The organism is Phocaeicola acetigenes (assembly GCF_027529745.1).
In the GTDB taxonomy this organism is placed as follows: domain Bacteria; phylum Bacteroidota; class Bacteroidia; order Bacteroidales; family Bacteroidaceae; genus Phocaeicola; species Phocaeicola acetigenes.
In genome coordinates this window covers 360,516-382,278 of record NZ_JAPZVM010000002.1, presented here as the reverse complement: position 1 = coordinate 382,278, position 21,763 = coordinate 360,516, and the positions used below count along the sequence as shown (strand labels likewise).

Annotated in this window: 21 protein-coding genes; 1 reads left to right on the top strand and 20 read right to left on the bottom strand. The window is 38.9% G+C overall.

Translation table 11 applies throughout. The features are described from left to right. Positions 1-27 precede the first annotated feature (27 nt). From O6P32_RS04185 to O6P32_RS04160, 6 genes are all read right to left on the bottom strand, one after another. Positions 28-1,749: a hypothetical protein gene (locus tag O6P32_RS04185; RefSeq protein ID WP_269876972.1), complete on the bottom strand. Its 1,722-nt coding sequence runs from the start codon at positions 1,747-1,749 to the stop codon at positions 28-30. Then, positions 1,746-5,057: a phage tail tape measure protein gene (locus O6P32_RS04180; RefSeq protein WP_269876971.1), complete on the bottom strand. Its 3,312-nt coding sequence runs from the start codon at positions 5,055-5,057 to the stop codon at positions 1,746-1,748. Before O6P32_RS04180 ends, O6P32_RS04185 begins: the two co-directional genes overlap by 4 nt. Position 5,058: 1 nt before the next feature. Continuing rightward, positions 5,059-5,535 (bottom strand): hypothetical protein, encoded by a 477-nt coding sequence (locus tag O6P32_RS04175; RefSeq protein WP_269876970.1) that lies wholly within the window; start codon positions 5,533-5,535, stop codon positions 5,059-5,061. Continuing rightward, a complete protein-coding gene (locus tag O6P32_RS04170; RefSeq protein ID WP_269876968.1) occupies positions 5,532-5,945 on the bottom strand; it encodes a structural protein P5 in 414 nt (137 codons plus the stop codon). The genes O6P32_RS04175 and O6P32_RS04170 overlap by 4 nt, the downstream gene beginning before the upstream one ends. Further along, entirely contained in the window at positions 5,942-6,319 is a 378-nt protein-coding gene (locus tag O6P32_RS04165; RefSeq protein ID WP_269876966.1) for a phage holin family protein, read from the bottom strand. Before O6P32_RS04165 ends, O6P32_RS04170 begins: the two co-directional genes overlap by 4 nt. A gap of 85 nt (positions 6,320-6,404) precedes the next feature. Beyond that, positions 6,405-6,701, bottom strand: a complete 297-nt coding sequence (locus tag O6P32_RS04160; protein ID WP_269876964.1) for a hypothetical protein — start codon at positions 6,699-6,701, stop codon at positions 6,405-6,407. Positions 6,702-6,947: 246 nt separating this feature from the next. Between O6P32_RS04160 and O6P32_RS04155 the strand changes: the two genes are divergently transcribed. Then, entirely contained in the window at positions 6,948-7,337 is a 390-nt protein-coding gene (locus tag O6P32_RS04155; protein ID WP_269876963.1) for a hypothetical protein, read from the top strand. A 638-nt stretch (positions 7,338-7,975) separates the two neighbouring features. On the opposite strand, the gene O6P32_RS04150 is transcribed toward O6P32_RS04155, so the two are convergent. From O6P32_RS04150 to O6P32_RS04085, 14 genes are all read right to left on the bottom strand, one after another. Beyond that, entirely contained in the window at positions 7,976-10,702 is a 2,727-nt protein-coding gene (locus O6P32_RS04150; RefSeq protein ID WP_269876962.1) for a GDSL-type esterase/lipase family protein, read from the bottom strand. 57 nt (positions 10,703-10,759) lie between these two features. Further along, on the bottom strand, positions 10,760-11,326 hold the full coding sequence (locus O6P32_RS04145) for a hypothetical protein (protein WP_269876960.1): 567 nt from the start codon (positions 11,324-11,326) through the stop codon (positions 10,760-10,762). Beyond that, complete coding sequence (locus O6P32_RS04140; protein WP_269876958.1) at positions 11,298-11,804, bottom strand: hypothetical protein; 507 nt, start codon at positions 11,802-11,804, stop codon at positions 11,298-11,300. Before O6P32_RS04140 ends, O6P32_RS04145 begins: the two co-directional genes overlap by 29 nt. Then, the gene (locus O6P32_RS04135) at positions 11,791-12,597 is read right to left on the bottom strand and encodes a hypothetical protein (protein ID WP_269876957.1); all 807 of its coding nucleotides are present in this window, start codon (positions 12,595-12,597) and stop codon (positions 11,791-11,793) included. Before O6P32_RS04135 ends, O6P32_RS04140 begins: the two co-directional genes overlap by 14 nt. Next, the gene (locus O6P32_RS04130; protein WP_269876956.1) at positions 12,563-13,375 is read right to left on the bottom strand and encodes a DUF6712 family protein; all 813 of its coding nucleotides are present in this window, start codon (positions 13,373-13,375) and stop codon (positions 12,563-12,565) included. The genes O6P32_RS04135 and O6P32_RS04130 overlap by 35 nt, the downstream gene beginning before the upstream one ends. Next, positions 13,359-14,753 (bottom strand): hypothetical protein, encoded by a 1,395-nt coding sequence (locus O6P32_RS04125; RefSeq protein WP_269876955.1) that lies wholly within the window; start codon positions 14,751-14,753, stop codon positions 13,359-13,361. Before O6P32_RS04125 ends, O6P32_RS04130 begins: the two co-directional genes overlap by 17 nt. A gap of 249 nt (positions 14,754-15,002) precedes the next feature. Next, entirely contained in the window at positions 15,003-16,043 is a 1,041-nt protein-coding gene (locus O6P32_RS04120; protein WP_269876954.1) for a hypothetical protein, read from the bottom strand. Between the two features lie 115 nt (positions 16,044-16,158). After that, the gene (locus tag O6P32_RS04115) at positions 16,159-16,398 is read right to left on the bottom strand and encodes a hypothetical protein (protein ID WP_269876952.1); all 240 of its coding nucleotides are present in this window, start codon (positions 16,396-16,398) and stop codon (positions 16,159-16,161) included. Continuing rightward, complete coding sequence (locus O6P32_RS04110; RefSeq protein WP_269876950.1) at positions 16,388-16,591, bottom strand: hypothetical protein; 204 nt, start codon at positions 16,589-16,591, stop codon at positions 16,388-16,390. Before O6P32_RS04110 ends, O6P32_RS04115 begins: the two co-directional genes overlap by 11 nt. Further along, positions 16,588-16,845, bottom strand: a complete 258-nt coding sequence (locus O6P32_RS04105; protein WP_269876949.1) for a hypothetical protein — start codon at positions 16,843-16,845, stop codon at positions 16,588-16,590. Before O6P32_RS04105 ends, O6P32_RS04110 begins: the two co-directional genes overlap by 4 nt. A 332-nt stretch (positions 16,846-17,177) precedes the next feature. Continuing rightward, the gene (locus tag O6P32_RS04100; RefSeq protein WP_269876948.1) at positions 17,178-18,158 is read right to left on the bottom strand and encodes an AbiH family protein; all 981 of its coding nucleotides are present in this window, start codon (positions 18,156-18,158) and stop codon (positions 17,178-17,180) included. A gap of 12 nt (positions 18,159-18,170) precedes the next feature. Beyond that, the gene (locus O6P32_RS04095; protein WP_269876947.1) at positions 18,171-19,889 is read right to left on the bottom strand and encodes a DUF4041 domain-containing protein; all 1,719 of its coding nucleotides are present in this window, start codon (positions 19,887-19,889) and stop codon (positions 18,171-18,173) included. Between the two features lie 64 nt (positions 19,890-19,953). Continuing rightward, complete coding sequence (locus O6P32_RS04090; RefSeq protein ID WP_269876945.1) at positions 19,954-20,637, bottom strand: hypothetical protein; 684 nt, start codon at positions 20,635-20,637, stop codon at positions 19,954-19,956. A gap of 110 nt (positions 20,638-20,747) precedes the next feature. After that, a complete protein-coding gene (locus tag O6P32_RS04085; RefSeq protein ID WP_269876944.1) occupies positions 20,748-21,755 on the bottom strand; it encodes an AbiH family protein in 1,008 nt (335 codons plus the stop codon). Positions 21,756-21,763 lie beyond the last annotated feature (8 nt).

The window sequence follows — 21,763 nt, the reverse complement described above, 5'->3', positions numbered from 1 at the left end:
CACGCTGTTCAACGTGATATCTTACCTTTATTCTGCCAGATAAAAAACGCCTTCTGCAACTTTATCTATTCCTTGAGGATGAACTGTGTAACGCATCTCCTTACAGTAATATTTCTTGTTATGAATCATAAACAGCCTGTTCAATTCATACACTTCGTTAACCAAAAACCGGAAATGATATTCTACAGAAGTATCAATCACCCGCTTGTTTTTATACACACGGTTAAACAAACCATTATCACCATCGAGGATCAATGAATAATCAGGTAAAGTCAAGATATTCTGTGTGCCATAATTTGAACTAGGTTTATTCATAAAATACCGGTCATTGGAAGACATCGGCATTTTATCCCAGTATTCACCCGGATATTCGTCCGGACCTCTGTTCAAGCCTTTGCATATGCCATAGTAAAGACCAATATACAGTTTATCCGGTATATCTTCTGTATCACCAGAACCACTAATCAAATCGTTGATGGCATTGCTCTTCTCCGCTCTTATCTTTTTTACAGCCGGACCATAAATGAAACGACCACCTGTCATACTGTACACTTCATTATCTTCGGTGATGGCCGGAACAATCTTGAAAGAACTTTTGTCTCGGGCATCCGGGTCTCCTGCATCTTTAAAACGGTCTACAATGATTAGTCCTTTCTGCTCTCCTGACGATAAAGGATAACTGGTTACTGCATAATCAAGATTGAAATCCTCTGAATGAAGGAGATAAGGTCCTGAATAATACGTGTCATAATCCGCTTTAAAATCATCCCATTCTTCACTGGTAACAACCGTGCAGCTCTTTCTCACTCCATCTTTGAGTTTCACATAATTATAATAACTATCACCTGGCAAATCATAAGATACGTTCTTATATGAAAACGCATAGTTTGTATCGACATCATAAGTTTTCTCCACACTATCATCAACCACATCATCCAAATAGGCTGTTTCTGTATTGGCAAAGTATTCGTTCATATCAACGATATCGAATCTCTGGCTCTGCCTGTCAATCGAAATGATACAATTCAGATATAATTCAACCTGTTCAATAAACTCATTTATCGTCCAATCTGGCAACAACTCCTGTAATGCAACATCTTTGTATGGGTTTACAATAAATGTCCTGCACCACACAGGATCATTCTCCAGTTCATTCAAGCCTTTAACAAAACCAAGTTTCTGCATAAGATTCTCAACCACATACATCAGATAATATTGTGGAGAAATATTGCTTGAATCTGTAAAAGAAATATCCTCACCAACCTGAACTTTATTTAAAACAGATGTATTATTATCAGAATCAACTCCTGTAATGACCGGTGTATATACCGAATGATGTTTCGGAAAGGTTCCCAACAGAGTCTGAATTGCCTCTTCTGAACTCAAGGAAATACTATCAAAAGATAAACTCCTGATATTTGTATCTCCACCTTCATAATTAAGCTGAGAATTACCTGCTACAATCTGAATCTTAGCAATATTACTCTCTATAGAAAGAATAATCTCAATGCCAGAAATTATTTCAACTGGCCCTGACAATAACACCGCTTTACGATTCTTGAAAGTCTTCGTCACATCCGATCGGTTGATGTGTTGATAAATCATCCTATTATTCGGATTCCTGAGATCAATATCTATATCATAAGTATATTCTCCCTTGCGAGTAAAATATGGATTCTCGGTGATCAATTCCAGCTCAAACTGCTCGGAAAGTATCACTTCTTGCCCATCAATGAATAATTGTGTCATAAGCTGAGTCTTCTTGATGCGTTATTCTTCATCTTCGTTACAAGTTCCTGGGCTTCGTTTATACCCATCTTACCGGTAGCCTTAGTATATGTGTAAATCGGTTCATTAAGCCTCTTGTTCAAAGTACCCATCACCTTGACCACTTCCATCATCACGGCTGGCATACCATTATCAATCGGTACAGTCTGTTGGTAATATGTGTTGTTTGTCGCCGAACTAACACCTGACAATACTGCAGATACATCTTTAGCAGTAAGACTACCAATTGTATTATTCTTCTGCGCCCTGTCTATCAGATCCAGAACCGGACGCACTGAAGGATTACTAACCGCATAACGGTTAGCCACAAACTCACCGGCATGAACAATACCTTTCGGCTCATCATGTCGACCAGAACCTGTATATCCACCTTCTTCGAAACCATTGATTGCAGCTTTGGCTGTTTCGAAAGCAGCAGTAATCAAAGCTATCTCAGCTGCTGCCTTTGCCAAACCAATAAAACCAAATGTCGAGATATTTTTTATTTGGGTTTCTGCAATAGAAGCTAGCATGATCTTTTGCAATGTATCCAAAATCAAAGAAACAGTGGCTTTCATATAATCGGCCATTGTAGCTTCTGAATCTGCGACCAATTCTGCAAATGTAGAGCCAAAATCGCTGCCTATATCTTGAGCTAATCGTACTGTCTTACGAAGTTTAGCTTCATACTCTTGCTTATTTTTCTCTGACTCTTCCAGACTCTGTCTTTCGATTCTTTGCTGTATTTCAGCCTTTCTTTCTTCAGAAATTTGGGTCGTATGCAAAACTTCATCATAATATCGTTTTTGAATATCAGCCAATTCCTGATAGTATGCTTCTTCTGAAGAAAGAGTTTCAAAGTGCCTCTTTGTTGCCTCTTGAACTTCCAACTGGTATTGCTTTTCCATTCTGGAAAAAGTCTCTTCAGAAGCTTCTTCTGCAGCCTGTTCATCCTGCTGTATACACTCTTCTTTGAATTTAATTCTCATCTCCAGCAATTTATCCTGAATCTGCTGACGCTTCTCCGGCTCCAGTCCAACAATGGCCAGCATCCGTTCAAGATGCTGTCTCTCCAAATCCTCAGACAAAGCCTGATAATCCTTTTGTGTCATAGAATCAGAATCAAGATAAGACTTTTTGAGCTGCAACAGTTCATCATAATAACGAGCAGTCTCAGCTTTAGAAGCAACCTCTACCGCAGAAGAGGTATTTTGACTGTCTTCTATACCACCCTCTGTTGTATTCACCTTGTTTTGCTCAGGTATAGAAGCTATGATATCTTTCAAAGTTTTCTCTCTCTGCAAAAGATACTCAAGTTCATCAGTTTTCTCCTCAACCTGATTATTCAGAGATTTCAGCAAAGCCTGCCTCTGCCCTTCATCCACATCCGTTCTCTCCATAATGAGTTTCTTCTGTTCAGCATAATACTTCTGATAAGCAATGGTCTCCTGCGTCAACTTATCTTCTATTGCCGCCAGTTCCGATTGAGCATCCTGTTTAAGCGCCTGCTTTTGGCGATCATTCAGGTTATTGATATTCTTAAAACGGTCTTCGATATTCTGGTATCGTTTCAGTTCTTCCTGTGTACGCTCGAGCTCTTCGTTATACCTACGTTGCGCCTCGGTTGCTTTATCGGTATTGGGCACCAGTTTTGTAATCAAATATGTACCCAACGCCACAATTCCACCTATAACCAAACCTGCCGGATTGAGTTTGAGCACTTTGTTAAAGGCCGAAGTAGATGCTGTTGCAACCTTTGTCCATGTATCATACAACTTTGTTTTGATAGTAGCTGTATTCACAGCAACAGAATATGCAACTATTGCTGCAGTACTAGATATAATCACACTACGATATTCTATTGCAAAATCTATGAGCCGAGGCAAAATCGTAATTACCTTAGTAGTAAGACTTGTCAAAGTCATAATAGACGGATTCAATCTCTCGGCCAATTCTATACCCGCTTCTTTGATGGCATTTTTATGCTGCTCCAGTTTTGCCCTGTTTGTATCAGAATTGATGGCGGCCTGTTCTACCGCAATATTGGTACCAGTAACGGCCTGTGTATATCTGTCTACAGCATCTACATTCTGAATGAGAATGGATGCTGCAGAATAGGCTTCTTCACCAAACATCTTCTGTATCTCACCAGCCGACATCCCTTTACTGTTCAAGTTCTCGAGAGCAGTCTGGAGTCCTACGACTTTAGGATTTGTTTCATCCGGTCCAGTCTGCAATACCAGGAAGAACTTTTTCAGGGCAGTACCGGCCACTTCCGCTTCCACTCCTTTTTCAGCAAGTGTCTGTATCGCTCCCTGCAGACCTTCGATAGGCACACCAGCCGTTGCAGCGGCCACACCGGCATTCTTGATGGCAGCTGCCTGCGAAGCCACATCAGCAGCACCTTCTTTGGAACCAGCAGCCAACACATTGACATATTTGGCCGCCTGATCTGCAGATTCGCCATACATATTCAAAGAAATCGTTGTAGCCGTAACTGCATCCCTCAAATCAATTTTAGCGGCAGTAGCCAAGCGCATAGCTTCGACTGTGACCGCATTCAGTGCTTCTTTGTTACCCAACAACTCCGGCTTTTTAGAACCAATAAGCATATAGGCCTGCAAAATCTCATCTGATGATTGCCGGATACGAAGACCTGACTTCTCCATTGATGTAGAAAGAATTTCTGCCTGACGAGTCAACCATGCAATAGATTCATCATCAAGGCCAGTAAGCGCCTTCAACTCAGCCTGAGCCTCTTCTTTGTCATCGCGATTACTGCGTAACTTATTTATCGTAAACGAGACACCTGTTAAAGCAGCAGCTGCTGTCGCAATCATACCGCCCCATTTGGTGAGACCATTATTCATCCGGTCGAGCCAACTGGTAGTCTCCTGAGTCTCCAGCTTAATCTTCTGCAGCTCTGCAGTTACCAGTTTAGCCTGCTGCTGATAATACTTCCATTCAGCCGAGCCCCTTTTAATATATCCGCTATTCAGTTGCTTATTGATGGCTGCCAACGTAGCCCGAAGTTCTTTGGGAGTAGCCTTGTCGAGGTTATTCATCACCTCAGTTAACGCAGTGGTATCTTTTTTCAACGTCTTAATCTGAGTTTCCGTCTTGCGCAACTCGGAAGTCAGCTTTTTTATTGTAGCCGTATCACCAACCTTGTGGGCATCAGCCAACTGGCCTTTAAGAGATGTTGCATACTTCTCCAGATCTTTGAGTTCCTGCTTGGCTTCCTCACCATTGACACGAACCTCTACGGTAGCTACCTGGTCTATTGCCATATTATCTGAATAAATTTAGGATTGAACGAAATTTGAAACCAACAAACAGAACGATTACCACCATCACAATAATCGTAAAACGTATACAGAACTTCTGCCAGGAATTCAGTTCCTTCTCCACCTCTACCCTTTCCACGGTAGTCTTAATAATTATACTATCCTTTCCTGGAATAAAAACAGTATCGGAAGGAACTCTGAAATCTGCCAACAGATTACCCATCGAATCAAGTTGAAATTTTAGACGTGCATTCTCAGATTGAGCCAAATCCAGCCAAGACAAGACAACACGCCCATTAGAATCACATTCCAATAAAGCTCGAATGGCAGCAGAATCAGACGGTCTGTACACCGGGACCAATTTATCATGCACAATAATCTGTGTCTGATTATCCTGTGATGTCAGGTGTTTCCCGGTTTTACACCCGAAAAACACCGTAACACAAATCAATGAGAATGTAAGTATAACCAAATACCTCATAATAAATCCCATCCAGATTCTACATCAGCCATTACAGCCGGTACCCCATTCTCCACTTGAGATATGGCAGCCGCAAATGCACACATGGTCGTTTTGTCATTGACATCCGGAACATAGGTCGTAGGAACCTGCATCTCAGTACAGACTCTCTTGATGTATGCAGATGTGTTATTCTCTGTTTCCGGAGCCCAGCGCTTTATAAAATCGGCCATTGTCTGGCACCCATGTAACTTGCGGTAATTCTGAAGCAATTTTATCAATGCCCTGTAACCATAGGCAATTGTCTCAAACTCTTCGAATGACTTATCATTCTTAGAAGCTTCATCCACTTCACCTTGCCAGTCTGTACGCTGACTGTTGCGGATATTCCCCGGATTATTATTGCGTAATCCTCTTGGCTGTTTACTCATTTGTTATCCTCCTCTTTAATTGCTTTGATAATCTTTTTAGCTTCGTCCGGCGACAGACATTCCACAATTTTTGCCGCCATTACAGCGACTTCTGCTGCATGGCTTTTCTTTCGTCTGAGATTCTCTATCACCGAAAAACCTTCTACGCACAACACACCTACAGTACCAATGATTGCCCCATAGGGTAAATTATACCATGGGAAACATAACCCCAGCACATCGATTAATACAAAAAATATCACTAGGCGATAGTAGTCTACAATTTTGCTAACTGTATACCTCAATGGTTTACTCCTGATCTTTTCGCTGTTGGCCTTGGCTGCTTCGATACCTGTCCACATATCCAGCATACAAGCCACGCTAATAAGAATCAAGCATGTAAAGATTATTGTCACACCCGAACGAACATCCTGCGTTATAAAACCTATATATTTCTCCATCGATACTCGATTTTAAAAGTCAGCAACTCAACAAAGACCATATCCACAAGACTACAGTGAACAAGACAGGAACTATAATGCCGGCCAATACATCCAGCCAGTCCCATACACTCCCACTACTTTTTTGAATGTACTCTGCAGTACACATCACGATAAATACGCATACAACACCTGTAAACGCTGCCTGCAGGGTGGATATGGCAGTCAGGAGCAGTACGGCAATAATCCAGAACACAAAAATGAAACAACTCGCTTTGACTAATTTTGGGCGGTTACTACTCTTCAGCCACTCAAACAGATTGGATAATTTTGTCATATTTTTATTTGTTTGTTGCTCAAAGATATGTATCCACCCCAAAGGGTAAAAAGACAAAAGCTCTAACAGGGATATCTTTAGGATACCTACCTATTAGAGCTTTTTAATTATCTTTGTACCGTAGAGATGTTGCTTATTAATAGCGATAAATCCCCAACTGGACTAAAATTCAGAAGGGGATTTTATTTTTATCAGTTATGATATAAAATAATAAAACTTTGCGTTATTATGGAATAACAGCATAATATGGAAACAAAAGAATCACTACGAATTATCATTAATGAAATTGATGATATTACCAACCAATGTAGGTTAATAGCTAACCAATGTGTAGAGAAGTTATTATACCGTATTAACATTGAAGGAAAATCTATCGGAATAGCCCTATTAGAAGATTCTTTTTTGATGGACTTACGGAACCTAGCCGTACAAATATGTCGTATTGACCGCTTGCATATTGTTGAGTATGGTATGGCGTTACTCACTTTTCCTATACATAGTTTCTTAAAGAAAGAAGATTATGAGACCGTTGAAGTTTTTCTGCAAGAGTATTTATCATACTTATCTTTATCTATTATTCCTGAAGAAATATTATTGGGTACATCAGATTCGATATTACTACTATATACATCATAAACAACGATAAAAAATGGTAGTAGTATAGAATAAAAAAGTGACTAATGACATTTGATTATTCACTTTAAATTTCATTTGATATACATTTCTATCCCCAATGTAGTATTCTAATTTATCAAGCACCACAGTATTAATAAAATCTCCTTCCACAATATTCAGACTGTTTTTATAACATTAAATTTTTCGTTCTTTTCTATAATAATAGTATTTGCTATTATAATCATATAGACTTTAAACTCTCTTAACAAAAAACTATTATTTAGCAAACAAATTTAATATTCCTAAAATATCAGATAACATATTGTATAATAGCGTATTACAAAAACAATTACCCTATTTGATTAACTATATATTTTATGATTTTATTATTTTAAAAACAGTATATAAATTTGTGTACAAACAAAGACCTCCTACTGCCATAGGAGGTGCAAATAAAAATAATTTATATGAATAATTTATTATTAGAACTGATAATACTAATCATGCAGTTTATCAGTAGTCTTTTAGAGTTCATAAAAGCACTGAAAGATTTCAATTAGAAGGAAAGGGAGGTAATCTTACCTCCCTCTTTACTTGTACAAAAATAGTCTATTTATGACATATCTCAAAGATAAAATCGATTATTTAATCGAGTTATTCTACAATGACATGAGTTTAGAATTTATTGAGGGGTAAAGATATTTATAGCCATCACTATTAGGATGAGTACCATCTTTTGTTAGTTTTTCAATTCTAAATTTTGAAACTGTTTTTTCACCAATCATTCCATTTGGTTTGTTATCATCCCAATTAAAAAATAATTGATTTTCAATACTTGAAAAATCATAAGTAGGTAATCCATATTTTTTTGCTGCATCTCTCACGCATTGTCTTAATATAGCATTAGTTCCATAAGGTACAATCATAAGAATTTTTGCTAAGGGATATTTATTTATCAAGTACGGTAATATAATATTCCATGCTCCCCAAAATGTTTTGTTAGTAGAATCATTTTCAGTACCAACATAAAGTGCATTAAAATATTCTACGTTATTATCATAACGTTTACCTCCTACTTCCCCTGTAACAGCATTTACAGCTTCATATTGTTCTTGAGTAGTATAAGGAGTTCCATCAGACGCGCTTGTCCCTATTAAATCAGGAGTTCTTGGATAATATATTTTAGTGCTATATGTTGAAAATAACCATTCTTCTCTTTTCATTATATTGCCATAAAAATCATCATTCCATCCAAAGAATATTGATAAATGTGTTAAATCATTATCCATCTGAGTATATCGACCACCTTCTTTTGAAAATCCGTTTTTGTCTTGCCCATTAGCTACAACAAATCCTAATGTTGAACCACTGATTCCATAATTAGCCCAACGCATACGATTCAATTTCGCAATATAATAACCGTATGTAGCTTTTTTCGTTCCGCTAATTGGCATGTATGGGTCTGAATCCAGCAATAATTCGTCTAACCCAGCTCCCTCTGAGATAGAATCACCCGCTTGACCGTACAAACCATTTGTCAATGTTGTATTACTTAAATTAACATTGGATGCTATTTTTTCAGCCGTTACACTACCTCTTGGGTCATTAGCTTTATTATATACTTCATTAGTAATTTCAATTGGATTGCTACCTCCTTCTTCTTTATTTTCCCAATTATATTCAGCATACAAGTAGATACCATCTACCGTTACAGATTGTACGGATTGTTGGCTACTCATCCATGCCGATATAATTGTCTCATTTTGGCCATTTCTCAATTGTATTCCCCATTTACCTGAAACATTTTTAGCTAAAATACCAATTTTAAGACCATCTAAAGAAATACTACCAGTATATTCACTTACATCAATGAATAGTTTCCTTATTACAGCATTATACTTATATTCTTTTGTAAATGTTGTGGTATTTAATGACGCAAGTAAGGTTGAATCTAATTTATCTAACTTGACAGAACCATAAGCTATTTTATCAGAATTTACAGAATTATTTTTTAACTTACTGGAACTTATTGAATTGTCAATTATTCGTTCTTCGCCTACAAACGGAGAATTACCACTATTAAAGGCTAATGGTAATAATAAAGAGTTTGGAGAATAATTGTTTCCCGGTTCCATTACAGACCAATCATATATAGCATAAGCTTTAATACCGTTTTGTACTATATTAGCATATTCAACCTCTTGCTGTTTCCATGTATCAAATATCAATTCTTCATTAATGTTTCGTACTGTAAAACCCCATAGATTATTCTTTCCCCTTGATATAACACCTATTTTTAGACCATCTAAGGTATAATCTCCATTATAGCCTTTAGTATCAATATATAAAAATTTAATTACTGAATTAGCCAATGTATTATAGGTATATACATTTCTATTTGTTTTACTTTCTAACTCGGTAAGTTTTGCCGAAACCGCTTTGTTCGAAACAGCGCGTTCAGACTGTGCATCGATGGCTTGATCAACATTGGTGATAAACTCTCCTTTGTCTGTCCATGCATTGGTTGCCCACTCATAGAGGTGACGAGGATTGCCCACAAATGCATAGCTGCCATTGCCAGCTGTAGGGTATGCGGTCTGAAGCTGAGACAACTGTCCATAGGAGCCTTTGAATTTTCCGCCATCGGAAGAAGAGAGGTATCTAATCTGAAAGACCTTGTAAGTTGTCTCAATGTCTGTTATGATATTAACATTCAATGCATACTTTTCTGCAGATCCGGAAACAACCTGAATATTGTATTCTTCATGCGATGTTTTGAGATAACCCTGCATTTTCACCCGGCCATCATCAGTTACTTTAGCCAGAACTACGGACATGGAAGGAGTTGTAGGCAACTCTCTACCATCCGTACTGCCCAGATCTACTATAGCGAAGTCAATGGAAGGAGGGATAATGTTATCTACTGACTTTGTAGAAGTAGTAGCATTGACTGTTTCGGAGAATCCCTCGATGGTCTGAGTCTCCAAAGAGGCCATCAGGTCTTCGATACCCAAGTTCCGCTTTACCTGTCCCTGTTCTTCTTCAGACAGATCCTGCTGTGTCTTAAATAATCCCTCATTCGTTGCCTTATCCGCAGCAGCATTGGCAGCAGCTGCAGCTGCTTCTGCAGCCGCCCCCTGTTTAATCGCTTCTTCCACGATATCACCAGACTGCGCCACAATATCCGCCTGCCTTTTCGCTTCGTCGGCCGCGGTTTCAGCCTGTAATACCGCTTCTGCAATATCCGCGATATCCATCGACTCCATTTTATCCAAGGACGACAAAAGGAAATTACCAATCCGTAATGCCGTATTCTGCTTGTTCGCCTTTTCATCACGAATCTGTATAGCCAGTTTTCTGAGTTCTTCGAATGTTTTTGTTGCCATAATTTTAAGTTTTTCACGAAGTAAACTTACCGAGTTAGAAGGTAAAAAGACAAAGTTTTATTTATGAGAGCCATACAAGCGTGAACGAAGAGTCGTGCTGAGCTTATGGTTTGCTTCTTCAATCTTATCCACCAGCAAGCCACAGAATTCTTCTCCATACATATACGCCATCTGCTCTTTAAGCACCATGACTGATGCGAAATAAGGACGTGAAAACCATTCGCGGGGTTTGCGCGGATTGCCGGAAGTATAATATCCGCCCGGCTTCGGCCCCACCTTGCGAGGTATATCAAGCCGATGTTCTGCACGATATGCCGGATCCAGAATCTTCAAGTCTCCCCCATTCCCCTTCGTATACCCCTTACCAACACCCATATCCTGGTAGATGCCATACTCAAGGAATTTGTGCTGAATCGTGGCCACATCATTAGAAGAGGTTATCACATTCTCATTAATCTGCTGATGGAGCGAATAGGTATGCACTACCCTGAGGCGCTCTATCTTCTCTCTCCAGATTGTAATCATGGTGTCTGCCCATGCTTCCTGGTACTTTTTACGATCCTCTGCAGAAGCCTTCGGTCTGTTCGGATCTATCTTATTCGTCTTCCCACTGCGAGCCATCATAACACAAATCTGTCGGTTCTGTCATTTCTGCCATAAAGTATAAACCTGTGCAGCCGGAAAGAAAATACTCACCAAGCTCACGGGAGTAGATTCGTGACACATTAAGGAAAGAAAGATCCAAATCCTCATAGATGTATTTGTCACGAATCATGCGCGTATGGAATTGGCGGAATAGCTGTCTGCAGATATCCAACTTCTCCTTACGGTCGGACATATCATCAAAGCGGTACCGTATCAGCAGGAATACCGTGAAAGTACGTTTACGGAACCAGCCACCCCCTATCTGCTCTGTGGCCGCATCGTTGGTATCATCGATACAGACAAAGGCCGAATGGCGACGGAAGTTCTCAAGCACATCCTGCAGTGAATTTATACCGCTGCAGGAACACGGAAAGAAAGCATTGGCTTTGGCCAGCTTGTTCTTTTGAGCCAGATTAGTAAAATACGTATGCCCATCAAAGAATTTACTTGTATCCATTTTTCTGTTTTGATTTGAGTAATTGAATATCATGTGCCTTGGCATCAAGTTCAGTCAAAGCCCGCCAACAATCCATCTGCAGCACCTCTTTTTCTTTTGTCACATCACCACCGGTCAAAGCACGGATCTGCGCGTTCATCACGCCCATCAGATCAGGTACGGTCGGTTCTTCTTCAACATTCCGCTGTAATGGCTGGAAGAAATGGGGGAAAAGAGAAGAGAAATACAACTTTATACTGCCCCACCATAAAAACACTGACAACAGTTCATATTCTTTGGGATGCAAGAAGAAGGATTTGAAAGCAGCTGTGATATCGGACTTCTTTTTATAAAGAAAACTATACAAAACCTTGAGATGTGACACATCCTGTGAAAACAGATAGCCTTGATAATGATTCTCACAGCACAAATACTCCTCGAAACTAAGTCCATGAACCAACGCATCGATAGCATATCTGCCAGCTATCCGGTCCAACCGAACAGGATAGCTGTTGGGCGCAGATATATAATCCAGCTGGCGGAGAAAGCTGCAGATCTGCCAGTCATGTATAACTAATCTCAACCGTTTCCGCCAACTGATACGATACGTACACAACCAGCCTTGTTTGAGCTTCTTCTTTATCCGAATACCTGTAAAGCGTATGAAGATATAGGTCTTGGCTTTAGCAGGAGGAAAGAGCGTAATGGCCAAGAATACATACCTCAACTGTTCCTGATTGAGCTGTCGCCACGATGTCGGAAACCGGAAATCGAGAATCCTATCCCCAAAAGTATGTGGAATCGTCTTTTTCATTCTGGTATGTCTGGAAATGTTTAGCTTTATACGCAACCGAATCTTTATAGCTTGAGAAAGCATCAAGCCGAGATTCTGCATAATTCTCGATACGCTCAAGCATATTCTTTGCGGCCGAATAATTCTTCACGATACAAAAACCTATGAACTTGGACATATAGTCTACCATAGCAGTTTCTTCTTTAGTGAATGTATTATGACGAGCCTGCTCAAGCAGATGCTCAAAGAACTCAGCCGACACATGCTGCATGATCTTTTCTTCTGCCTGATACATCTTTGTCCGAAGCTCAATCAGTTTTGACCGATGGGCATCCGGAAAATCGGCATATAACTTCAGTTGCCTAGCCGTGTAAATCAGATTTGGAATATTGATACGAGCCAGCGCTGTATCAGCCCAATCTGTACCGACCAATAACTCGAGGCATCTGTCATAACTATCTTCATAAGCATTTGTTACCTGCTGCAGCAAATTTTTAACTCTATCGGCAGAAGCCGGAGCCAAGTTCTGATTAGACACCACCCCAAAACCTGTGGGTGTCAGCACCAAATCAAGCTGCGGAATCTGTTCGGCATACGTGCGAAGGCAAATAAGCTTCATCACACACTGCTCCAATCCAGGAACAGCTTCCAAGTCATCTGCCATCGCACCAAGCAACTCATTGCGAAGCTGCAGCCCGACCTCTTCGAGATGCAGGGAAATCATATCAAAGACTTCGGAAGTTGAATTTGTAGCCGAAGATATGATCTTTTCGAATTGTTCTTTAGTTATTGTCATCATTCTGTGATATATGAGATGTTGTTGTTTTAGCATCAGTATTCTGGTCGAGCGTGGTAAGCAATACCATCGGAACATCCGGATAAACCTTTTCACTCCATCCGTTGTATTCAATCACGATATTATGGGGAATATTCATCAGGTCGTGAAAAGGAATCTCCAATGCCTGCTTGAGCGTAAATAACTCCCGCTTGTCCGATCCGGAGTTATTACTCTGACTTTTGCCAGGAGTGGCACCAACCAGATTCGGATGGATATTGTCGCCATAACAAGTGATATTGCTGGCCTCCTGGATGTCTTCACTCCAATCACCACCTTCTTTGCCAGCCTCAATGACATTGATACGTACCATCTTGACCTCTCGCCCGTTCGGATCGATGTAATACCCCGTAATCCAGACCTTTCCGGAGTTCTCAATACTGGAAACAAAGTTCTTGATATTCTCCTTTTCCTTCTTGATACGCTCGAGTTTCAGCAACGGGTCGGTGATACGTTCTTCCGTGCAGATGTTACTCCAATAGTCCTTATGCACCTCTACCTGATACTTTACACTGGCATGATTGCGCAACTTGGCTTTTTTACCCTTGCCGATTAGCCGCTTGATGTCGTACCAATCTCCCCGGAAGATACTGGTGTAATACGGTATCGGATAATACTGGAAGCCGGGAGTCGGGAAGCGAACCAGAACGGCAAACTTTCGTTCAGAAGTTCTCACTTTCGTCAAGCCGTCACGCCCTGGTTCACGCCCCATCAAGACCATCAGTTCACCCATCGGGTCGCGCGGATCAAGCAAGCGTATCACTTCGTAATCACTTGGAGCGAGTGAAGTATTGCTGCGATAATTGGCATAAATCACATGGTTAATCTTGCCGTTTCGGGCTTTCTCGAAACGACAATAGCACGCTTCTTTATGCACAAGGCGATTAATGTTCCTGCCATCCTGTGACAAGATGATGACCGATACACAGAAGAAGAAATACTTCATATCAGTAGCCTGCTCGAGCTGGAATGTCGGGAGGTTATTTCGCCGCATCCATTTTTTGATATCCGGATGTGTAGTAGGCTTCTCTGTATCCACATCCATATACTTCAGACCGGCTCCATAGCACGTAATCACATTAAACAGCTTGTTCTGGCTCATTACCTCGTCTACTCCAATCATTTTGATAATCTCGAACGGCAACTGGTTGTCTGTACCAAAGTTGACATACGACATTCCGTTACGCCCAGGAACAGGAGTCGTCTGGATATCTGCATCTTCATCAAAGACCAGCGAACTATCAGTCACCGTACTCATCTCTGTTGCTACATTGGATACCTCGATGTCGTATATCTCACCAGGCATGAAGCCGTCGTCATATTGTAGTCTTGTCTTATCCATACTTGTTTTTTAGAGGTATATAGTCATGTTGTTAATCTCGAATAGCGATATATCCCGAAAGGAACGTATCAGTCCTGAAGCCGGCAGGCGAACACGATGAATGCCTTTTCGCCAGTGCGAACCGACACAGACAGCACCACGATATTCAAGGACATCGCCTGTACTGAGCTTCCATAGTTTCAGGTTACAAGGTTGTCCGGACTCAAGTAACCGCAAAGCATCTTTGATATGTATTACGTTCATGGCAGATTAATTATAAGTATCATCAAATGTATCATCAAAAATAGCAGGAAGCAGCCGGAGACGCTGCTGGCACCGAGAAGCCAAAACATAAGTGATAGTAAAAGAAAACATCCCATCGAGCGCATCATCACGTTTCGTTTCGCTCTCTAAAACAGTTATCGGTATATCCCCGTATTCGTCTATCAACCAAACCTCTGTTGCTCTGGCTACATCATCTACCAAGGCAAACATAGATTCGGGCACATAACCAGTGTTGAGTGTATGCTTACGCTGCTCATCTACATAATAGGTTTTATACTGTCCGGAAAAATAAGATGCATTTCGTGTCAACTCCGGTTCAACAGACTCTCCGCCTGCAAAAGAGATTGTTTCTGCAACCCCAAAAGAATTCCGAAACTTTACACCAATGAAATCCAGCTGATCCTGATTCACAAGAAAAGTCTGCTGCCGGGCACCGGCTGTAATGGTGTAACGAAGCAGCTGATATCCGGGTTGAGTAAAACGAGAGGGCGAAGCATCAATCGCACGAATACCATAGTCTTCCACAGAATCCAGCTCATAAGTGAAATAGAGAAGCTGATTCTGCTCATCTACAAAAACACATTCGGCAGTTACCCCAATCGATGTTTCTCCAGAATTCAAAGCCCCTGTGGTAAGGTATAGTATCTCTGATCTCCCCAATGCTGTCACTTTATTACGGCCTGCCAAAGTTGAAAGAAAGTAATTCATCACAAACTCATTCGCAGTACATGGAACATACGGTCTGCATAACAACACTGTAAAGGTCTTGGAAAACGTTTCTTCTTCTGAAGCTGAAAGCGTATAGCTGAACGACAACAACGGTTCAGCGAGAAGGTACGGTTCCATCAGCGAAAACAGGTCAAGAATACGAATCAGATTATTCGCATCCGGAGTATAAGTTTCCTGCAGAATGACGGTATCACCCTGCTCGAGAAGCAAGGTTACCGGCCGGTCTGCACTTATCAGGAAATTGTCCAGTTGTGAAGACAAAGCAAAGTCGGGTATATCTTGTGGAATAGAAAGCATAATTCTTTGTTTTTCTCAAAGGTATGCCACAGTAGAAAAGGGTAAAAAGACAAAAGACGTAGCGTCTTCCCGACGCCACGCCCCTGCAAAATGTAATAAAAATATGATGCTATGCCTATTTACGCAACATGATCCATGAAGGCCGCCCTTCAGGAGAAATAGCCAAGTCGTAGCCTAAATCAACCATTGTCTCGGCTATCTCATTAATCGTAATATCGGCCATTTCGGACAACTCATCCTGAATTTGTTGCGAAGTCTTATAAATCACATCATCTGTTACCTTATCGGCAGGAAGATATTCCTGGAAGTAACGATAAAGGATATACTTGTCAAATCGAGCTTTATTATCTTCCATGATTTGTCTCCTTTCTGTCATTCAATGCGGTTTGAATTAATTCACTGAGCTGCTCCATCTCCGGACGTGTACAGCATAATTTCTCACTCCCATACATGAGAATAGTGTATTGTTCAAACAGAACTTTATCATCCTCGTATGCCTGATATTTGTCGACGCGAAAAGTTGCGGGTTGTGGCGTGTAATCGGTCATCGCAAACCTCCTTTCTTGCAAAGCAACAATGAGTACACAAACCAGCCCAAACAAAGAACAGCAGCCAGCCAGTGAAGGAATACGGAACAGGTGAGAATAGAAAACGAGGTCATGGCCTGAACCATAAGCAGAGCCTGACGGTTAGATACTTTCTCTTCCAAGATAGTGGAAAAGAGACTGTTTTCACGGTGAAGCCACAACGCAATGGGGCTTTCTTTTGCCTGGCTTACAGGCAATGCAATTTGATTTTTCATTTTGGAGAACATTTAAAATGAAACAATATGTTGATAAAATTACGGGAAAGGAAACAAGAAAGGTCCCGCTTTCCCGCTGTTCTCCACCTGATACAGGCAGTGGGTGCATTAACACTCCACACGGGGGTCGGAACCCTATGGGTATATAGCAAAGCTATGGACATAAAAAATGCCCGCAGCAAAGTTATTTGGCGAGCCATCGCGCGCCTGTATCAAATGGAGAACAGTGCAAATATGTAGATTTATTTTGGAATGGCAAAAGAAAGGAATATAAAAAAGCGCTCAATCCCTAAAATTGGATGATTGAGCGCCTTTCTTAGTCACAAAACATTTTAATGATATGACAAATCAGAGATTAACTCATTAAAATAGTTTTGAATTTTAATATCGTCTATCTTATCCTCTGTTCGATACAATGCAAAATCAGAATTCTCAAAAAATAATCTTGTCTGTTTATCATTCATTATTCTTAACTGAAACAATATATCAAGTCTGGACTTTTCATTGTATGTGAATATCCTTATCTTCTTACGATTTTCTGGAGCTATTTTCCGGCATTGCATTTGGAAAAAATCAGAGAAATATGGATAATCAGTTTCTCCCAATGAATGGCCAAAGAAAATAACTTCATCAGCTTCGTCTAACATGTCAACTATTCGTGAAGAATGATAGTATGGACTATGTGACTTTATAACATAAGAGAAACTTTTATCAACTTCTACACTATCCTGAATACCGAGAATTAAATTTGCATTAGAACCTTTTGATACCTTGCCATGTATATGATAAACAGGAACCTGAATGTCAAACCTTGTAGTTTCTTTTAAATCTGTATAATTAAATGTAACAATCTGGACATTGTCATATTTTTTAGTTCCCAATATACTCATTAATTGTAAAGCATAATTATTGGGCATATTGTCAGGAACTTTCAAGGTGGAAATATAATTATTTAAACAATCTCTAAGAAAATTAAAAGATGACATCATAAAGTCAGAAGAGACAGCTAAATAGTCCTCATAAAGACCTGTTTCATTATTAGTTTTTTTCATATGCCGACCAGCTAATTTGCCAATCTCCATCTCTAAGTCTATCCAATTTTGAATACTTAGTATATTCTTAAAATGCTCGAAGATATTAATATCGACATCAAACTGTAAATTATATCTTTTTTTATACCCAAGACTCTCTGAAATCTTTATAGAACAATAATCATATATGTTACTTTCGATAAAATCTTTGTAACTAGTTCTAAGACCTAGTTCAAGATCGAAGCCATTTCCTATTATCAGTAATATATTTTTTTTCTTCATAAATACTTTGTTTTAATTTTCCGTTTCATCATCATTTATGACTTCTTTTATGGAATTTTGTTGCTGCAACCATTTCTCTTTTGCTTCTTTGTCTACAAGCATAGATTTTTCAATCGCTAACGTTTCTCTATATTCTAATGCTGCAGCTGCCATTGTCCATGTCACATCAAGACCTCGCTTCTCAACTTCTGCTCTTATTTCAGCAATGGGGATTCTGAAAAATTCTTTTCGAGGGTTAACCTTATTCACCTGATTTTGTACAAAATATTTGTGCAAAGCTGTTTCCAAACCTGGAGCATCCTCTGAATAAATCATTGCATGAACATCAAACGGAAATGGAACGCTGGCATCTCCTAATTCTCTAACGCGATCTAACGGTTCCAGTCTTCTCGTCATACCGATTTTAAAGACATCCTCACCAAAAGAACCGATATTAGATATTATATAAACATGCCCAGACTTCGTTTGTTGAGCCATAGATAAAGCCCTTTGATTCTTCGCTTCAGCTTCTTGCAATTTAATTTGTAACTCGGCCAACTGAGTTTCATACTTAGCTTTTTGCTCTGCACTGGCTTTTTCAATAGCTTGCTGAGCTTTTTCCATGGCACGACGAATTGTTTCTTCTTCTTTTGCAGCCTCTTTCATTGCACGTTCATATTCTCGGCGTGCTCTCTCTTCTTCTCTAATCTGCTCTTTAATTCTCCGTTGTTCTTCCCGTTCTTGAAGCTTTAGTTCATTGACTATAGCTCCCCATTTTAATTCATCCAATCGTGCCTCGAGATAAACATCTGTAATGTGAGCATTTCTAAATGCCATTCCTAAATTATTAACCAAAGAATAAGCATCACGGATCTTCTGTTCCAAAATACCGTGATTGTCTTTTTTTATCATAGACAAGATAGAATCCACTTTACCGTTAAATGCGTCAAGGACAAAATTTTCAGCAGTGGTTCTTCTATTTGTTTCTACATAATCACATTTTGAAGCATTGCCACTCTTTATGAGCATTTTTGTTTTTTCTCTTGCATCTTTTAGTCTTTGTCCAGCTTCATCATATCCAAATTCTTCTGCTAAATCATCCAACAAGGAAAAAGTAGGTTTAAGATATTCATCACCATACCCCTCAATCACATTTTTCATAGCCTTGGCAACACTTTCGTAGTGCTGTGCCTTTTGTGCAATTTCATAAGCATCTCCAGCAATGGTTTTTGCTTTTTCCTCTGCTTGTTCCAGCATTAATGCAGCTTGTCTAGTTGCATCAGATTTTATGCGTTCAGCATCCTCTTTACCCTTTTGTATCAGCTCCCGGTTAGACTTTCGAATTTGTGATATCTCATTCTGGACTGTTTCTAAATCAATATTTGCTTGCTCAAGAATATTTTTTGCATTCTCTTCAGCAGACGCAACTATATCAGATGATTTTTGTTGGGCAGACGACAAAATATCTGAAGCCTCAATTTTAGCTTTTTCTAATCTCTCTACTGCCTCTTTATCTGCATCCAAAGCATTAGAATAAATCTCTAATTCTTGATTACGAAGATTTAATCGGTCATTGTCTTCTTCCAAGACTTTATTCTTGGCATTAACATTCGTCAATTCAGAGTGCAGCAACTGTCCCTCTTTAACTAATTCTGAATTTTTCTTCTTTAATGTACCATTCTTTAAGATCAAAAAAATAATAAACGCTAGCAAAAAGCCAATAATATAAATCCAAATAACAATATTATCCATAAACAGTTATTTTTCAATTAATAAGAAATCATTAGCGTAACTTTAAAATGTGATTCTGATGAATTTAATCAACCATTTTTATTTTGGAAAGTTCTATAAATTCCTTCGTTTCATAATTGATGTAATATCCATTGTCCGTGATACCAGCATAGGCTTTATTACCACCATCAGAAAGGAATATTTGCACCGCTTTACCTGTTATTTGTAGTTCATCAACCATCTTCATAATTTGAACAGGTGTCATTTTTTCACTTGTAGATACAAATATACCAGAAGGGCGTCTTTGAATGATTAAAGCTTTAATACCATCAACTACACAATCTGAAAGTTTAGCACTTGGAACTTCTTTTGCTTCTTTCATTTTCAGATCCAGATCTTTTATATAAACAGCCATACCGGTTACTGTTGTGTAAACGACTGAAGGCTCATAGGTATTCGAAATCTTCAAGTTGATAAGTCCGTTTGCACCTTTCTGTATCAATTCGTTTCCAATGGAATCGAATAGTTTGTTCATATCGACATCGACACGAACCATCGTAGGAAGTATCGCTCCGCGCGTAGTTGAAACGACACTACCCAACGGTACATAATCGTAGTTAACATTATTCGCTTCCGTAACAAATATCCCCTTATCTGTCAATGGTGCATAATCTGTAATTTCTGTTACCGTAATCTGCTCAACACCAACATATGTAGCACATGATGACAGCGAAAGAATCAACATCAATAATAATACAAGTCTATTCATAGCAGTCTGCATTTAAAAACTATTAAATTTATAGTCCAAATGTAATAAAATGTTTATAGTGAGGCAAAAAATAAGCGGAAACTTTTGTGGGAAGTTTCCGCTTATCTTTTTTATCCTATATAAGAGAATTGAGGATATATACGACTTTTCAAATCTGATAAATAGTCTTCTATTTTATCATCATCCATATAGTCTTTTGTTCGATAAATAGCAAAATCACAATATTCATAAAGCATCTGTGTGTGCTTTTCGTTCATGTTTCGTAATTGAATTAAAATACTTTGTCGAGATTCTTCATCATAAGTAAAAATCCGAACTTTTATTTTCTCATTATCAGGTTTAACAGCACATTGCTTTCGAAAGAAGTCTTCAAAATATGGATAATCTGTTGAGCCTAAAGAATGACCAAAGAAAATAACTTCATCTGCTTGATCCAATTTGGATTTTAAATTGTGAGATGTATAGTAAGGGCTATGTGATTTAATCATAAAACAGTAACTATCATCTATTTCAATATCATCTTGAAATCCCAAAATAATGGATGTATCATCAAACTGACTCTCTCTTGACTCTAAATTACCATGCATATACTTTATTGGAATAGCAATATTACTATCTCCAATAATTGGAGCCAACTTGTTTATATCTGTATAATTAAAAGTTATTATTTCTGAATTGCTATCTTTGTTGTTCAAAATTTTCAAAATTTTCAATCCATACGAATCTATTTTAATACTATGATAATTAATACTTTTTAGATAATCGCAAAGAGAGATTCTTAATTGTTGGAAAGTTTGTTTTTCTCGCTCAGAAACCGAAGCCAAAACTCCTTCCTCTTTAAGGCTAGCAAATTTTTCACGAACTTTTCTTGAAGCCAAGAATGCTAATTCTTTTTCAACATCTATCCAGCCTCTAATGTTTTTCTGCTTTTGTAAAAAGTTAAATATATTAATCTCTACATTAGGCTCACTTATGCTAGGTTCATTGATAAATTTAACACAATGATCCAAGAAGTATTTACTACTTAAAAAATCATTATAACTCGTTTTAAGATTTAAGTCCAAGTCAAATCCGTTACCTAAAATGAAAAGCGTCTTATGGGCAGTGGAATCATTCATGATAATAT

Excerpts from the sequence above, each read along its gene's own strand:
- O6P32_RS04180 (WP_269876971.1), bottom strand. The coding sequence starts at position 5,057 with ATGGCAATAGACCAGGTAGCTACCGTAGAGGTTCGTGTCAATGGTGAG.
- O6P32_RS04125 (WP_269876955.1), bottom strand. The coding sequence starts at position 14,753 with ATGGATAAGACAAGACTACAATATGACGACGGCTTCATGCCTGGTGAG.
- O6P32_RS04135 (WP_269876957.1), bottom strand. The coding sequence starts at position 12,597 with ATGAAAAAGACGATTCCACATACTTTTGGGGATAGGATTCTCGATTTC.
- O6P32_RS04140 (WP_269876958.1), bottom strand. The coding sequence starts at position 11,804 with ATGGATACAAGTAAATTCTTTGATGGGCATACGTATTTTACTAATCTG.
- O6P32_RS04185 (WP_269876972.1), bottom strand. The coding sequence starts at position 1,749 with ATGACACAATTATTCATTGATGGGCAAGAAGTGATACTTTCCGAGCAG.
- O6P32_RS04100 (WP_269876948.1), bottom strand. The coding sequence starts at position 18,158 with ATGAAGAAAAAAAATATATTACTGATAATAGGAAATGGCTTCGATCTT.
- O6P32_RS04175 (WP_269876970.1), bottom strand. The coding sequence starts at position 5,535 with ATGAGGTATTTGGTTATACTTACATTCTCATTGATTTGTGTTACGGTG.
- O6P32_RS04155 (WP_269876963.1), top strand. The coding sequence starts at position 6,948 with ATGGAAACAAAAGAATCACTACGAATTATCATTAATGAAATTGATGAT.
- O6P32_RS04095 (WP_269876947.1), bottom strand. The coding sequence starts at position 19,889 with ATGGATAATATTGTTATTTGGATTTATATTATTGGCTTTTTGCTAGCG.
- O6P32_RS04085 (WP_269876944.1), bottom strand. The coding sequence starts at position 21,755 with ATGAATGATTCCACTGCCCATAAGACGCTTTTCATTTTAGGTAACGGA.
- O6P32_RS04130 (WP_269876956.1), bottom strand. The coding sequence starts at position 13,375 with ATGATGACAATAACTAAAGAACAATTCGAAAAGATCATATCTTCGGCT.
- O6P32_RS04120 (WP_269876954.1), bottom strand. The coding sequence starts at position 16,043 with ATGCTTTCTATTCCACAAGATATACCCGACTTTGCTTTGTCTTCACAA.
- O6P32_RS04145 (WP_269876960.1), bottom strand. The coding sequence starts at position 11,326 with ATGATGGCTCGCAGTGGGAAGACGAATAAGATAGATCCGAACAGACCG.
- O6P32_RS04090 (WP_269876945.1), bottom strand. The coding sequence starts at position 20,637 with ATGAATAGACTTGTATTATTATTGATGTTGATTCTTTCGCTGTCATCA.
- O6P32_RS04160 (WP_269876964.1), bottom strand. The coding sequence starts at position 6,701 with ATGACAAAATTATCCAATCTGTTTGAGTGGCTGAAGAGTAGTAACCGC.
- O6P32_RS04150 (WP_269876962.1), bottom strand. The coding sequence starts at position 10,702 with ATGGCAACAAAAACATTCGAAGAACTCAGAAAACTGGCTATACAGATT.
- O6P32_RS04115 (WP_269876952.1), bottom strand. The coding sequence starts at position 16,398 with ATGGAAGATAATAAAGCTCGATTTGACAAGTATATCCTTTATCGTTAC.
- O6P32_RS04105 (WP_269876949.1), bottom strand. The coding sequence starts at position 16,845 with ATGAAAAATCAAATTGCATTGCCTGTAAGCCAGGCAAAAGAAAGCCCC.
- O6P32_RS04170 (WP_269876968.1), bottom strand. The coding sequence starts at position 5,945 with ATGAGTAAACAGCCAAGAGGATTACGCAATAATAATCCGGGGAATATC.
- O6P32_RS04110 (WP_269876950.1), bottom strand. The coding sequence starts at position 16,591 with ATGACCGATTACACGCCACAACCCGCAACTTTTCGCGTCGACAAATAT.